General features: G+C 60.9%; 11 protein-coding genes. 6 read left to right on the forward strand and 5 right to left on the reverse strand.

Features of this window, described 5'->3' with window-relative positions:
* Positions 1–29 precede the first annotated feature (29 nt).
* Positions 30–443, forward strand: coding sequence for a VOC family protein (locus PR017_RS27105; RefSeq protein WP_111218594.1), 414 nt, complete (start codon positions 30–32; stop codon positions 441–443).
* Between the two features lie 54 nt (positions 444–497).
* Here the strand turns inward: PR017_RS27105 and PR017_RS27110 are convergent, their stop codons facing one another.
* Positions 498–1,676: a M24 family metallopeptidase gene (locus PR017_RS27110; protein WP_111218592.1), complete on the reverse strand. Its 1,179-nt coding sequence runs from the start codon at positions 1,674–1,676 to the stop codon at positions 498–500.
* Between the two features lie 356 nt (positions 1,677–2,032).
* Here PR017_RS27110 and PR017_RS27115 point away from each other — a divergent pair, with 356 nt between their 5' ends.
* The 4 genes from PR017_RS27115 (at position 2,033) to PR017_RS27130 (ending at position 6,542) form a co-directional block, all read left to right on the forward strand.
* Positions 2,033–2,887 (forward strand): amino acid ABC transporter ATP-binding protein, encoded by an 855-nt coding sequence (locus PR017_RS27115; RefSeq protein ID WP_425070067.1) that lies wholly within the window; start codon positions 2,033–2,035, stop codon positions 2,885–2,887.
* 2 nt (positions 2,888–2,889) lie between these two features.
* Positions 2,890–3,549, forward strand: coding sequence for an amino acid ABC transporter permease (locus PR017_RS27120; protein ID WP_111218727.1), 660 nt, complete (start codon positions 2,890–2,892; stop codon positions 3,547–3,549).
* 95 nt (positions 3,550–3,644) lie between these two features.
* Entirely contained in the window at positions 3,645–4,433 is a 789-nt protein-coding gene (locus PR017_RS27125; protein ID WP_111218590.1) for a transporter substrate-binding domain-containing protein, read from the forward strand.
* Between the two features lie 165 nt (positions 4,434–4,598).
* Positions 4,599–6,542 (forward strand): hypothetical protein, encoded by a 1,944-nt coding sequence (locus PR017_RS27130; protein WP_111218588.1) that lies wholly within the window; start codon positions 4,599–4,601, stop codon positions 6,540–6,542.
* Positions 6,543–6,562: 20 nt separating this feature from the next.
* On the opposite strand, the gene PR017_RS28640 is transcribed toward PR017_RS27130, so the two are convergent.
* Positions 6,563–6,898 (reverse strand): hypothetical protein, encoded by a 336-nt coding sequence (locus tag PR017_RS28640; protein ID WP_154677460.1) that lies wholly within the window; start codon positions 6,896–6,898, stop codon positions 6,563–6,565.
* Here PR017_RS28640 and PR017_RS27140 point away from each other — a divergent pair.
* A complete protein-coding gene (locus PR017_RS27140) occupies positions 6,889–7,773 on the forward strand; it encodes an MBL fold metallo-hydrolase (protein WP_111218586.1) in 885 nt (294 codons plus the stop codon). The genes PR017_RS28640 and PR017_RS27140 overlap by 10 nt on opposite strands.
* Positions 7,774–7,873: 100 nt before the next feature.
* On the opposite strand, the gene PR017_RS27145 is transcribed toward PR017_RS27140, so the two are convergent.
* Genes PR017_RS27145 through PR017_RS27155 form a run of 3 tightly spaced genes read right to left on the reverse strand, consistent with a single transcriptional unit; the run spans position 7,874 to position 12,625 of the window.
* Complete coding sequence (locus tag PR017_RS27145; protein WP_111218584.1) at positions 7,874–9,334, reverse strand: pyridoxal phosphate-dependent decarboxylase family protein; 1,461 nt, start codon at positions 9,332–9,334, stop codon at positions 7,874–7,876.
* On the reverse strand, positions 9,334–10,878 hold the full coding sequence (locus PR017_RS27150) for a hypothetical protein (RefSeq protein ID WP_133255566.1): 1,545 nt from the start codon (positions 10,876–10,878) through the stop codon (positions 9,334–9,336). Before PR017_RS27150 ends, PR017_RS27145 begins: the two co-directional genes overlap by 1 nt.
* A gap of 34 nt (positions 10,879–10,912) precedes the next feature.
* The gene (locus tag PR017_RS27155) at positions 10,913–12,625 is read right to left on the reverse strand and encodes an ATP-grasp domain-containing protein (protein WP_206423138.1); all 1,713 of its coding nucleotides are present in this window, start codon (positions 12,623–12,625) and stop codon (positions 10,913–10,915) included.
* Positions 12,626–12,752 lie beyond the last annotated feature (127 nt).

Raw genomic sequence — 12,752 nt, forward strand, 5'->3', positions numbered from 1 at the left:
CCCGTTCCAACACTGAAAAGGATTTCTCCATGCGTTCGCTTTTCCATCTCGCCTACCATGTCATCGATCTCGATGAGGCGCGTCAGTTCTATGGCGGCGTGCTTGGCTGCGAAGAGGGCCGGTCCACCGACACCTGGGTGGATTTCGACTTTTTCGGACACCAGATTTCGCTGCATCTCGGCAAGCCGTTCGAGGTGACCCGTACCGGCAAGGTGGGCGATCACATGGTGATGATGCCGCATCTAGGCGTCGTCCTGCCGCTCGAGGCCTGGCTTGCCCTGTCCGAACGGCTGCAGCATGCCGGCATTGCCTTCGACATACCGCCGGTCATACGGTTTGAAGGCGAGCCGGGCGAGCAGCGCACGATGTTCTTCTTCGATCCGAGCGGCAATCCGATCGAGGTCAAGGGCTTCAAGGATTTCGACGGCGTTTTCGCCCATTGAGGCAAGGCCACCGGCGGCTTCGGCCGCCGGCTTTTCCGTCAACGCATTAGGCGCTTACCACCAGTATGCGGGCGAGCGGGTCAGCAGTTCGTTTTCATGTCCGCCGATAATCAGGATGTCTTCGAAGAACGCCGCCCCGACGCCATCGAGCGACAGGAAAGCTTCGACACCGAATACCATGTTCTCATCGACGACATCGTCCGGCTGCGACATGACAGTCGAGATACGCGGCTGCTCGAAGCCGAGGCCGATCCCGTGCCCGTAGAACGGGAAATTCTTCATGATCGGCGAGACCGATCCGCCAAAGGCAGCTGTCAGGCGGTCGCCTTCCGCAGCGACATCCAGGAGTTTCGTTCCAGGGCGCATCATGTCGGACAGGCGGTGGACGATGTCAGCCGTTGCCTCGATCAGCCTCCGCTGGTCGGCGGTCGGCCTGCCGCGTACGCCGGTGCGGCCGGGGTCGAGGTAGTAACCCTGGTGAAAGGCGCCGTGCAGGGTGCCGGTGACGATATCGCCCGGCTTCGGCGTATCGGCGCTGTAGCCCGTCAACGGAAAGCGCTGGTCGAAGCCGAGGGTTTCGCCGTGGTTTGTGCCGATCATCTGCAGCCGGCCGCCGCGCCGCACCACCTCGCGGGCCGCCTCGCCGGCAGCTTCCCGCTCTGAGAGGCCGGACGTCAGACCCTCCATCAGGCGATTGAGCCCGGCCGTGGCCGTCTCGCCGCCGATGCGATAGCACTCCAGTTCGAGCGGGCTCTTGATGCGCCGCGCGGCGCGCACCAGATCGTCTGCGGGCACCCAGTCGATGCCGGGCGCTTCCTCGAGCAGTTGCTGGTAGAATTTCATCGGAATGAACTGCGTACCGACCAGCGCCACGCGCCCCGTGATGCCCCTGTCGTTCAGCGCCCTCGCCACGCTGCGGAACGGATGGTTCGAACAATGCGCGTCAGAGATAGAGACTAGGTCGGTCCGAACCTCGGGTTCGTCGATGTGGAGTTGCGGCTCCGTGCCCTGTTGAAGAATGATGCCTGAGAACGACCGCGCCGACCAGATCAGCGAATCCGTGCCGCCGCTGATGGCATAATGGTTCGAAAGATAGAGGATGTCGCCGCAATTATCGGTGGTGCCGCCACCACGTCCGAAGACGACGGCCGTCTCGAAGCCATGCGACCGCATGTTTTCCAGCACGCTGTCCCACCGGCTTTGATATTCGTGCAGCGGGAAATATCGGCTCATCGTCAAACTCCAGTCGGCGGATCGTGGCCAAGCGCCGGTTGCCGCCTTGCAGATCCTACGCATTCGAGGCGGCGGCGGATTTGCAAAATGACCGAACTTCACGCTTACGAAAATTTCGGTACACCAAGCGTGTTCCCAAGTCAAATGTCGGGTCGTCCGCAAATGATTATTTAATGGGCCAGATGAAATTTTAATCAATCAGAACAGTCTGATGACGCATCGGCTGGTAAATGTATGAAATCAGTTCTTGAATTCCAGCGGTATACTGAATACCCTTCTTGTGGGCGGTGAGGCAAAGACAATCCTGGCAAGAGGCTTAGAGCCGTTTCCGGGTGAGAGTATTGGGTAACCGAACGATGACAGACATTTCCGAGATCGCACCCTCTGGCCAAGCTATGACGCCCTCCACAACGCCGCTTCTGGTCCTCAAGGACATCAGAAAGAGCTTTGGCGACAACGAGGTCCTGAAGGGTGTTTCGCTTGCGGTCGAGCCCGGTGAGGTTGTTTCGATCATCGGCGCCAGCGGCTCCGGCAAAAGCACTTTCCTGCGCTCGATCAACGGTCTCGAGATGCCGCAGTCCGGCTTTCTGAAATTCGAGGAACTGTCCTTCGATTTCCGCACGGAATCGCGTTTCCTTCCCACGCCGGCGCAGATGCAGTCGTTGCGGACGCGTGTCGGCATGGTCTTCCAGAGCTACAATCTCTGGCCGCACATGACGGTGCTCGAAAACGTCATCCACGCACCGATGAAACTGCTGAAGCTTCCCAAGGCCCAGGCCGTCGAAGAGGCGGAGGCACTGCTGTCGCGCATCGGTCTCTATGACAAGCGCCACAGCTATCCGTCGCGGCTTTCTGGCGGCCAGCAGCAGCGCGTCGCCATTGTCCGGGCGCTGGCCATGAAACCGCGTCTGATGCTGTTCGACGAGGTCACCTCGGCCCTCGACCCCGAACTGGTGCATGAGGTTCTGGTGCTGATGGCCTCGCTTGCCGCCGAGGGCATGACGATGCTTCTGGTGACCCACGAGATCGCCTTTGCGCGCGACGTGTCGTCCCGCGTGCTGTTTTTCGACAAGGGTGTCATCGCTGAAGCGGGGTCGCGCGATATTCTGCGCAACCCCGAGAGCGACCGGCTGCGGCAGTTCCTCCATCGTATCCTCCACGATGGCCTGGCCTATGGCGCCGCGCCTGCTGAAACTGTCGAGGGAGCATGATCATGCTGGCTGATTTTCTGGCGGATGTCCGTCTTTACGGATCTGGCTTCCTGGTGGCATCCTGGACCGTCTTCTGGCTGACGATCCTCACCATTGTCGTCAGCTGGATTTGCGGTCTGCTCGCAGCCCTCGGCCAGCGGTCGAAATGGCGTGCAGTTCGCTCGGTCACGGCCTTCTACATCTGGTTCATTCGCGGCACGCCGACGATCATCCAGATATTCATCGTCTATTTCGGCTTTCCGCAGATCGGCATCCGGTTGTCGCCGTTTACCGCCGGCGTGCTGGCGCTCGGCATAAACAGCGGCGCGTATGTGGCTGAAATCATCCGCAGCGGCCTCATGGCGATCCCGCGCGGGCAGACCGAATCCGCACTGGCGATCGGCTTCAGCCAGGCTGCCACCATGCGGACGATCGTCTTGCCGCAGGTCTTCCGCATCGTTCTGCCGTCGCTCACCAACGAGGCGATCTCGACGCTGAAGAATACCTCGTTGCTGTCGACAATTACGGTTGTGGAATTGACGCTCTATGCCCAGACGCTGATCGCGATGACCTTCCGTCCGTTCGATTTCTACATTGCGGTCGCGGTTATCTACCTGCTGCTGACGACGATCCTGACCCAGCTTGCCGCCTGGCTGGAGCGCCGCTACGCGGTGAACAGCTGAGCGCCTGCCTATTCCTCGTGCACCATGCCCGAAGAAACTGACCCCTGTTGTCAACGGCAGGGGGATATCGATCAAGAAAAATGAAGGGAACAGACATGAAACGCCAGCTTATCGCCCTTGCGCTTGCCGCAGCGGCCGCCTTTTCCAGTTACGCTCCGGCTTCGGCCGCCGACCTCGAACTGCTGCAACCCGGCAAATTGCTGGTGGCTACCGAGGGCACCTTTCCGCCGTTCAGCATGCGTGGTGCCGATGGCAGCCTCGACGGACTGGAAATCCGCGTCATGAAGGAAATCTCCAAACGTCTCGGTCTCGAATACACACCCGTCATCATCAAGTGGGAATCGCTTTTGATCGGGCTGCAGGCCGACCAGTATGATATCACCAGCGACGCCATGGATATCACGCCCGAGCGCCAGAAGCAGGTCGTCTTTGCCGATGGCTGGCTCGAATCCGGCGCGGCTGTGGTCGTTCCGAAGGGCTCCGCCATCAAGACTCCCGCCGACCTCAAGGGCAAATCTGTCGGTGCGCTGGCATCCTCGACCTTTGCCAAGCTGGCGGAAGACAAGGGCGCCACGGTCAAGGCCTACAAGGCCGAGACGGATGGCATCCAGGATCTCCTCAATGGCAACATCGACGCCGAGATCACCGACGCCATCGGGGCCGGTTACATGATCAAGTCGGCAAAGATGCCGCTTGAGGTGCTTCCGGAAGCCATCAGCCATATTCAGAAGGGTTTTGCGGTCAAGAAGGGCAAGCCTGAGCTCGTCAAGGCCGTCAACAAGGCTCTGGCCGAGATGGTTGCCGACGGCACCTATGCCAAGCTGACGACAGATCTCGTCGGCTTCGATCCGGCTCCGAAGAACCCCATCAGGACCATCCAGTAGAGATCACCGCAGACATCGCATGAGAGGTCGCTGCAGCGGTTTTGCCGCAGCGGCCTTTATCCTGTATAATTTAAACAAAAGACATCGATCATTACCTTGCCTTGAAAGCCGTATCGTGTGAACAGGTGATATATCCTGACAGACAGAGACTTGTGGGAAGCAACCATGAAGTTCAAACTGCACACCTTCGGTCGCTTAAGACTTGTTGATCGCGTTGGTGATGTTTCTTTTCCTGAAAAGGCTCTTCTGGCCCTCTGCTATCTTCTTGATACCAAGCAAATAGAAGCAAAGCGCGAAGATTTGGCTGCGTTATTGTGGAGCGGCCCGAGTCAATCCGGCCTGCTCGCCAACATGCGCAAGCTCATCTCACGGATCAAGGACAGGCAGAGCGAGCTCGGCGTCGAATTCCTGACATTTACCGACAAGACAGTTCGCGTCGAGGTCGGGTCGCTCGAGTTCGACCCCACATCCATCGACACTCTGGAAGACGAGGATGCGGTCCGGTCTCTGCACCGGCTGGTGAACGTCACTGGTTCGGAGTTTCTGCAGGACTTCGCACCGATGGATACGCTGCTCGACGCCTGGGTAGAGGAAAAACGCAAGGGTTGTTCGGACCGGCTGCTGCGGGCGTTTAAACGCGCCCTGCCGATGCTGTCGGCGCGTGACAGCGACACCATATTACAGACGGCCGTGCTTCGCCTTTTCACGCTCCATCCGCAGGACGAAGACGTCCAGCGCTTCCTTCTCGAATGCTCGGGGAGCGAGCGCAGCCTGGAGGGTTTGCCATCCGGCGCCAGCCTGAATGAGGATACGCCATCCGACTCTGCGGATGCAGGGCAAGACCTGCTTTCGCTGGATTTGGCCAGCAGGATGTTCAACAAACAGTTTGCGGAAGCTCGCGCGTCGCTGCTGGCTCGTCCGTCGCCCTTCCTGTCTCCCTATGGCGGCGGCCATCTCAAGCTGCCGCGTCTGGCACTCCTGCCTCCGCAACTGGACAGCGGGAATATTGTCGCGACGCTGCTCGCGGCTTCCCTGATCGAGGACATCACGATCGGCTTCGGCGCCCTGAAAAGCGTGCGCGTGATAGCCCCCCACACGGCTGGCCAGTTTTCCCGCGATCCGGACAAGGCTGCCACATTCGCCCGCCATTCCATTTCCTACATCCTCGACACCCGGATCAGCTACGACGAGGAGGTTTCGCTTTTTGCCCAGCTGATTTCCTTTGCCAATGACGAGATCGTCTGGGCTGAACGTTTCAGCCTCGATGCTTCCAACCTGACTCGGCAGAGGCGGGAAATTTCCAAGCGTATCGCGGTGACAGTTGCCTCGCAGATCGAGCGGGACGAGCTGTCGCGGGCTTATTTCGAGGCCAGCCCGGAGGCCTATCACAGCTATCTGGTCGGGCAGCGTCATCTCAAGGATCTGACATTACCGAATTTGCGAAGGGCCCGTCGGGAATTCCGGTCGGCGCTGCAAACCAACCCGCATTTTGCCCCGGCGCTGAGCAGTCTCGCGCGTACGTATTCCAAGGAATGGCTCCTCACGGCGCGCGGTGACCAGGAGTTGCTGGCCTTGGCTTCGGAGTTTTCCACCAAGGCGATTGCTGCCGGTTCCGATCTCGGGGGAGGGTATCGCGAGTTGGGAGTGGTCAGGCTGCTTCAGGGCGACCTCGACGAGAGCGTCGAGGCAATGAAGCTTGCAGAGAAGCTCAGCCCGCACAACGCCGATATCATCGCTGACCATGCCGATACGCTGGTTCACTATTCGCAGCCGGCGGCGGCGATGGAAAAAATTGTCAATGCCATCGACCTCAACCCGCTGACACCGGACACTTATCTCTGGACTGCCGCCGGAGCCAGCTACTGCCTCGGGAATTTCGAGGCTGCGCTGGCTTATATCGCCATGACGCACGACAAGAGCCTCACCGATCGGCTCTCTGCGGCCTGCTGGGCGATGCTTGGCGACATCAGGAAGGCGCGTTCCTTCGTTCGCAAGGCTCGGCACAGCAATCCCGATTTCGATGTGGATAAGTGGCTGTCAGTCATCGCCATGAAAGAACAGTGGCAGAAAGATCTGTATCGCGAAGGCCTGCGAAAAGCTGGATTTTGACCAAATACGAGAAGGGGACATCAGTGGCGAAAGTGGTTGTAATCGGACTGCCAGGGGAAGATGGTTTGTGGATCGCGGATTTTGGTGCGGGGACAGTGACCGCTCTTGCCGCCCCGACTTCCGGAGCGCTCAAACAGGCGAACGATCTGAGGGCGGCCGGCGCTACGGTCGTAAAAGGGGTCGATCTGGCGGTTGCCGTTAGCAGTACGGCCGACGTGGCCTCCGGGTTCCTCGACGGCTAGTGCCTCGTTTCCCGGGTTGCGCGGCGGGGTGGCAGAGGCTACCACAGTCAGGCAATCACACGCTGCAAGCCTTGAATAGGCCATTCGTGAAGAGGGGAACACCGATGAAAGCACTTTCACTCCTGGCAATGTTGAGCGCCTCCGTTGCCGGACAAGCCTTTGCGATCGAGACCGGGCCGGTTGCGGCGGAACCTGCGGCGAAGACATTCACAGTCGGCAGTATCAAGGTGACGGCGCTGCGAGATGCGCAGTTCGTTGCAGCCAATGACGGAAAGCTTTTTGGCGTCGGGATTGAACCGGAGGCCGTTTCCAAGGTGCTGAAGGCAGCCGGACAGCCGACTGACCGTGTCACGCTCAGTGTCGACGGGCTGCTCGTTCAGTCCGGCAACCAGAAAATCCTGATCGATACCGGCCTTGGGCCATCGGCGCACGGTGTTCTGCTGGAAAGCCTTGCCAAGGCCGGGAGCAAGCCCGAGGACATTTCCGACGTGCTGATCACCCATGTTCACGGCGATCACATCGGCGGGCTGGTAAAGGCGGATGGCTCGCTCGCATTCGCCAACGCGACGATCCGCATTTCGGCGCCCGACTGGACGTGGCTGCAGACCCAGCCGAAGATGGCTGCGCTGGTGACCGCCATCACGCCCAAGGTCAAGATATTCGCGCCTGGCGACAGCGTTGCCGAGGGCATCACCTCCGTGCCGATCAAGGGACATACCCCGGGTCATGTCGGCTATCAGATTGTCTCCGGCAAGAAGCGGCTTCTGGACATCGGTGACACCGCCCATAGCTCCATTGTATCGCTAGCCGAGCCCGATTGGGCGATGGGCTTCGACAACGATGCAGCCGAGGGCAAGGTCAGCCGCCGGGAAATCCTGTCGCAGCTTGCCAAGGATCACGAGCTTATCTTTGCACCTCACTTCCCGTTTCCGGGTGTCGGCCACATCGTGGCAGTGGGCGATCACTTCGCCTGGAAGCCGCAAAAGTAAACACGCTTAGCCGGCTCTACGCTTCGGTTTACGATAGCCGAGACGGGGTGATCCGGAATGCAGGGTGCTTTCCTGCATTCCACCTCGCTCAGTCAGCGCTTCAGTAGCCCTTGTCGGCCAGATAGCTGTCGATGATGTCGATGAAGCTGTCGATATCGGCGGATGTCGTCCTGTGGTTGACGATTGCGCAGCGCACCGCCAGCTCGCCGCCGACCGTCGTCCAGGACGGGGCAGCCAGGCCGGATTGCTGGAGGTCGAGCACCAGATCCCGGACAAAATCGGAACCTGCTCCGCGAACACCGAAGCAGACGATGTTCAAGGCGACCGGTGCCCTGAGTTCCAGCAGCGGGTGCAGCTCGATATGACGGGCCAGATGGGATGCGAGTTCGCAGGTGCGCGCGATGGAATTGCCGATGCGCTCCGTGCCGAGCGTTTCGATCGTCATCCAGGTCTTTAGCGCCCGAAAGCCGCGCGACAGATCGGGGCCGAGATCGCAGGGCCAGGTCTCACCGGCTGCAAGGCCGCGATCAGCGCGCTGGAGATAGGCTGCCGGCTGCGCGAAAGCCCGCTTGTGGGCGGCACCGTCCCTGACCAGCAGAAACCCGGCATCATAGGGAACATGGCCCCATTTGTGGAAGTCCAGCGCCACAGAGGCTGATTTCTCGATGCCCGCAAACAGATCCCGCAGATCGTCCGAAAGCACTGCCAAAGCGCCGATGGCGCCGTCGACGTGGAACCACAGATTTTCCTGGACCGCGATGTCGGCGATAACAGAAAGCGGATCGATGGCCCCGGTATTGACGGTGCCGGCAGTGCCGACGACGAGAAACGGCAGGTGTCCGGCGGCACGGTCGGCGTCGATCATGGCGCGCAGCACGCCCGTTTGCATTCGTCCGTCAGCGTCCACAGCCACCGTTCGCAAATTGGCCGAGCCTATGCCGGAAAGCTCCATCGCCTGGGCGATGCAGCCATGGGCTTCGCTTGAGGTATAGGCGACGAGTTGACGGTCCCGATTCCACAAGCCGTTTTGGCGGACGGACTGGCCGAGAGCCTCGGTTCTGGCGATCGTCACGGCCAGGAAGTTGGCCATGGAGGAGCCTGTGAGAAACAGGCCGCTGGCGCCTTGGGGATAGCCGAGGGCCTCGCTCATCCAGCGGACGATCTGCTGCTCGACCTCCAGCCCGACATGGTCGCGGCCGCCGCAGTTGAGATTCATTCCGGCAGCGACGATCTCGGCCACCATGCCGACGGGCGTGCCCGCGCCGTGGACCCAGCCCATGAACAGCGGATGCAGGTTGCCGGTGCCGAAGGGAAGGATGTGGGTACGGACGTCATCGAGGATGTCGCCGAGTTCGCGGGGGTCTGCAGGCAACGGACGGGCAAACCGGGCGCGCGTTTCGGCGGCCGGCGGTTGCCAAACCGGCCGTTCGCGGACGGTCTCGATATGGCTGATCATGTCGTCCAGCATGCCGTGGGCCAGCGCGCGAAATTCGCTCCAGTCCACCGGGTCTAGGCTGGTGGAGCGCTCAGCCGTTATATCGCCGCGCGTCCCTTCCGGCATCAGAGAGCCCGAACGTGGTGAAGAACGGCCGCCAGCTTGTCGAACACTGCGTCGAGCCGCGATTCGACCGGATGGAATGCCTGGTGCAACGGCAGAGCCGCTGCCATGCGGGCCGAGACATCGAGAACGTCGCTCGCCGAGGCCGCGACCCGCAATACTGTGCGAGATCCCAGGCGGACGGCTTGGCCGAGATGGCAAACGGGACCGTCGTCGCGTTCGCGCATGAGCAGATGGATCATCTGCGAGTGCTCGAAGGAGGCAAAGCCGCCGGTGCGGTTTGAGATCGTGAAGGGCACGATCGTTCGAGCGTCCAGATGGGCGCCCTCATCGTTGGCGTGCAGGCGGATACCGGCGACGCTGTCGATACGCGTGCGTACCAGTTTCACGAAATGGGCCTTGATGAGGGCCTGCTCGTCGTGCGGGATGCCGGCGTAGCGATCGAGGGCGGCCGAGGCTGCTACCCATCGAAGGCCGAGGCCGAGGTTAAAGTGCGAGCCGAATGTGAAATCCATCTTTTCGCGAAGTGCCGATGGCCAGTCATGGGCTGCCGTGTAGGCCGAAAGGCCGGACGGAATAGCGCCGCTGGTGGCGAGTGCCTCACCGAGGGAGGTCGGCACAAGGAGGGCGCCGGAAAAGGGTGGCCCGCCGACGAATTTTGAGCCAGTCAGTACGACAAGGAAGCCGTCGGCAAGATCCTGCCGGATATCGGACGCCGAGCAGCGGAACTGACAGGCATCGACGATCACATGCACGCGGCCTGGCGCAAGCGAAGCCGCATGCCGAGCTGCCTGCCTGGTCACGCCGGACAGGCCTGTCTTCGATGTATCGAGCACATGGACGAGGACGTCGCGGTCGCGCTTCAGTTCCCGCTCGACGGCCGCGATCATGTCATCGTCGATGTCGCCCTGCCGGCGCGGTTCGCCTTCGGCATTGCGGATGGTTACGGTGCACACCTCGATGCGGTCGGGATCGAGGCCACCGAGCGGCTTCCCGGCTTCGACGGTGCTGCCGAGGGCAGCAAGATCCGAATAGTGGCATCCGGCTGCAGCACGGGGCACACCGCTGCCGGTCTCCTCGGGGGCAACGAGGATATTGGTAAGGGGCCGCGCGGAAAGCTCTGCAAACAGGCAAAGGGCCATTAACTCCGCGTCTGTCCCGGAGGCTGCGAGAATGATCTCCGCGTCGGTAGACCCAAGGCTGGTGGCGATGCCCTTACGGATATCGGCAAACCATTGGTCGATTGCCACCGGATCGGCGGATTGGCGATCAACGAGCCGTTCTAGAGCGATCCCGGCCGCGCGGAACCCGTCGCCGGATATATTGCTGGCCGTCGTCGACGAAAACGAAATTTCGTGTTCGGCGGGCGTCGTCAACGTGCCGTAGCGGTTTCGCCGATGGACGGGATCCGGCGAAATGCGCTGGTCGCCGCCGGCCCCTAGCAGCAGCGGAACGGAGGCGAGCGACTGCCCTAGAAACGCTGTCTCGGCTGGTGTCGATGATGGATCGACTGGCATCGGTAGGATTAGACGCTGACTTGCAGCCATGATGGTCTCCGGATTTTGGCTGCGAACGACGGCTTCAGAGAATGGGCTCGTCGACCGCCACGGCGCCGGCGATATAGGAGATTTGTGTTTCGTGCTGGATCAGCGGCGCAAGATCACGGGCGCGCTGGGTAAACTCCAGCCCGCAACGGTCGATATAAGCGCGGTCCACGCGTGCGCTGGAGCCGGGGTCGATGATCTTCTCGCCGTCCCAGAAGACTGCATGCCCGGTGTCGGGGACTGTCGGGGAGACAACGCCGATGATCCCAGGCTTGTCCCACAGCATGTAGATGCCGCTGAGAAGAACGAGGCCGCAAGCGTTGGCGACGCCGCGCATGATGGAGTGGCTCATCGGCCCGCCCAGGGGGAACCGGGGGTCGCTTTTGGTCGCCATGTCCTGGATGTCTTCGTAGGTCCTGCCGGAAAACATCGCCAGCGCACAGATCAGGCAGTCGTCGTCGGTTCTCTGGTAGACAGCCGGTTTCCCCGTATGGGCACAGGTGACATCGGAGGTGGAGGTCGCGCGCAGCATGCGATCTTTCAAGGCGCCCTCGAAGGCGGCGAACAGCTTGGTCGTCGCCTGTTTTTTATAGGGGAAGACCTTTTCGGAATCCATCGAGTGGACGATCATGGCGACGTCCGCTTCGAACATCAGCAGCCGTCCGTCTGACAACTCGGCACAATCGATGGCGAAGTAGTCGAGCCCGAAGCGGCGATGCAGGGCATCAAAGGCCGCGGCGTGGCGGACGGCGAAGTCGGTGTCGAAACTGGCCATCCATCGGCCTTCTTCCTCGCGGCGTTCGGCGTGCTCAGCCATGCCGGCGCTGAGGTAGTGGACCATCCAGTGGTCGGAAATCGCCAGATGGCTGACATAGGCCTTGCCATTGATGAAGGCGATGCGCTGCTTGCGGAACTTTCCGTCCGTATCACTGTAGTCGATGAAAGGCGTCAGGTAGAATTCGGTGTCGGCGTGCGCGGCGAGATAGCCCGAAAGCTCCCAGCGGGCCGAGATTTTCTCCATGCCCTTGCCGGCATGCGTGCCGTGTGGCCGGACGATGATCGGAAAGCTCGTTGCGTCGAGGATGGAGCCCAGTTCGATTTCGCCAGCGGCGAGCCGCTGAAGCTTCTGACGATCGACGCGAACGGTTGCCGGCGCGAGAACCCAGCGCTCGTCCCTGAAGGCATTTGAAACGCCGTCCCTGGAAAGATCCATGATGGACTGCGGCGCATTGTTCAGTATCGGTCCTGACCAGTCGCGCAAAAGCCGCTTGAGGTTTTCGAGCACCGGGAGATTGTCCGTGGATTCACCGACTGCGACAAAGGCGACGTCGTGTGCGGGGATATCGGAGAGATCCTGGGTTTCCGCGTCGATATAATAGAGCAGGAGGTTGGTATCGGAATGCTCGAGCAGAAACTCGATCGGCGTATTTGCCATGAAATCGCCAGCCGTCATGAACACCAGGATGTCCAGGCCTGTACCCTTGCCGTTCTGGATCCGATAATGGCGGCTGATGTCGAGTGCAGCCTTCTGGCTGATGACTGCCTTTTCCTTCTCTCCCACCGTATGCAGGACGATCGAGGCATCCATAAAGGCGGCAGCATCGCCGAGATCGGCGGAAGCCCGCTCCAGCAGTTGGTTCCAGAGGGGTGTGATATCTCTCTGCTCATAGATCGCCCGCACGATCGGCGCCTTGCCGATGATCAGGTTGGGGTCCGCAAATGTCTGGATCTGAGCCGCTGCACCAATCAAACTCTCAAGCCTTCCACTATGCGGCGCGCCCCGCCTTGCCGGCGCGGTTCCGCTTTCAGATACATGTTGCCATGATATTCGCTCCCCGTGCTTGCGCGAGCCTTGTCCGGGCTACCTGGACCTGACG

The organism is Rhizobium tumorigenes, assembly GCF_003240565.2.
GTDB lineage: Bacteria > Pseudomonadota > Alphaproteobacteria > Rhizobiales > Rhizobiaceae > Rhizobium > Rhizobium tumorigenes.

What these genes read in the sequence shown, in the direction of transcription:
- PR017_RS27125 (WP_111218590.1), top strand. Translation starts at nt 3,645, where the DNA reads ATGAAACGCCAGCTTATCGCCCTTGCGCTTGCCGCAGCGGCCGCCTTT.
- PR017_RS27145 (WP_111218584.1), bottom strand. Translation starts at nt 9,334, where the DNA reads ATGCCGGAAGGGACGCGCGGCGATATAACGGCTGAGCGCTCCACCAGC.
- PR017_RS27115 (WP_425070067.1), top strand. Translation starts at nt 2,033, where the DNA reads ATGACAGACATTTCCGAGATCGCACCCTCTGGCCAAGCTATGACGCCC.
- PR017_RS27140 (WP_111218586.1), top strand. Translation starts at nt 6,889, where the DNA reads ATGAAAGCACTTTCACTCCTGGCAATGTTGAGCGCCTCCGTTGCCGGA.
- PR017_RS27130 (WP_111218588.1), top strand. Translation starts at nt 4,599, where the DNA reads ATGAAGTTCAAACTGCACACCTTCGGTCGCTTAAGACTTGTTGATCGC.
- PR017_RS27110 (WP_111218592.1), bottom strand. Translation starts at nt 1,676, where the DNA reads ATGAGCCGATATTTCCCGCTGCACGAATATCAAAGCCGGTGGGACAGC.
- PR017_RS27120 (WP_111218727.1), top strand. Translation starts at nt 2,890, where the DNA reads ATGCTGGCTGATTTTCTGGCGGATGTCCGTCTTTACGGATCTGGCTTC.
- PR017_RS27105 (WP_111218594.1), top strand. Translation starts at nt 30, where the DNA reads ATGCGTTCGCTTTTCCATCTCGCCTACCATGTCATCGATCTCGATGAG.
- PR017_RS27150 (WP_133255566.1), bottom strand. Translation starts at nt 10,878, where the DNA reads ATGGCTGCAAGTCAGCGTCTAATCCTACCGATGCCAGTCGATCCATCA.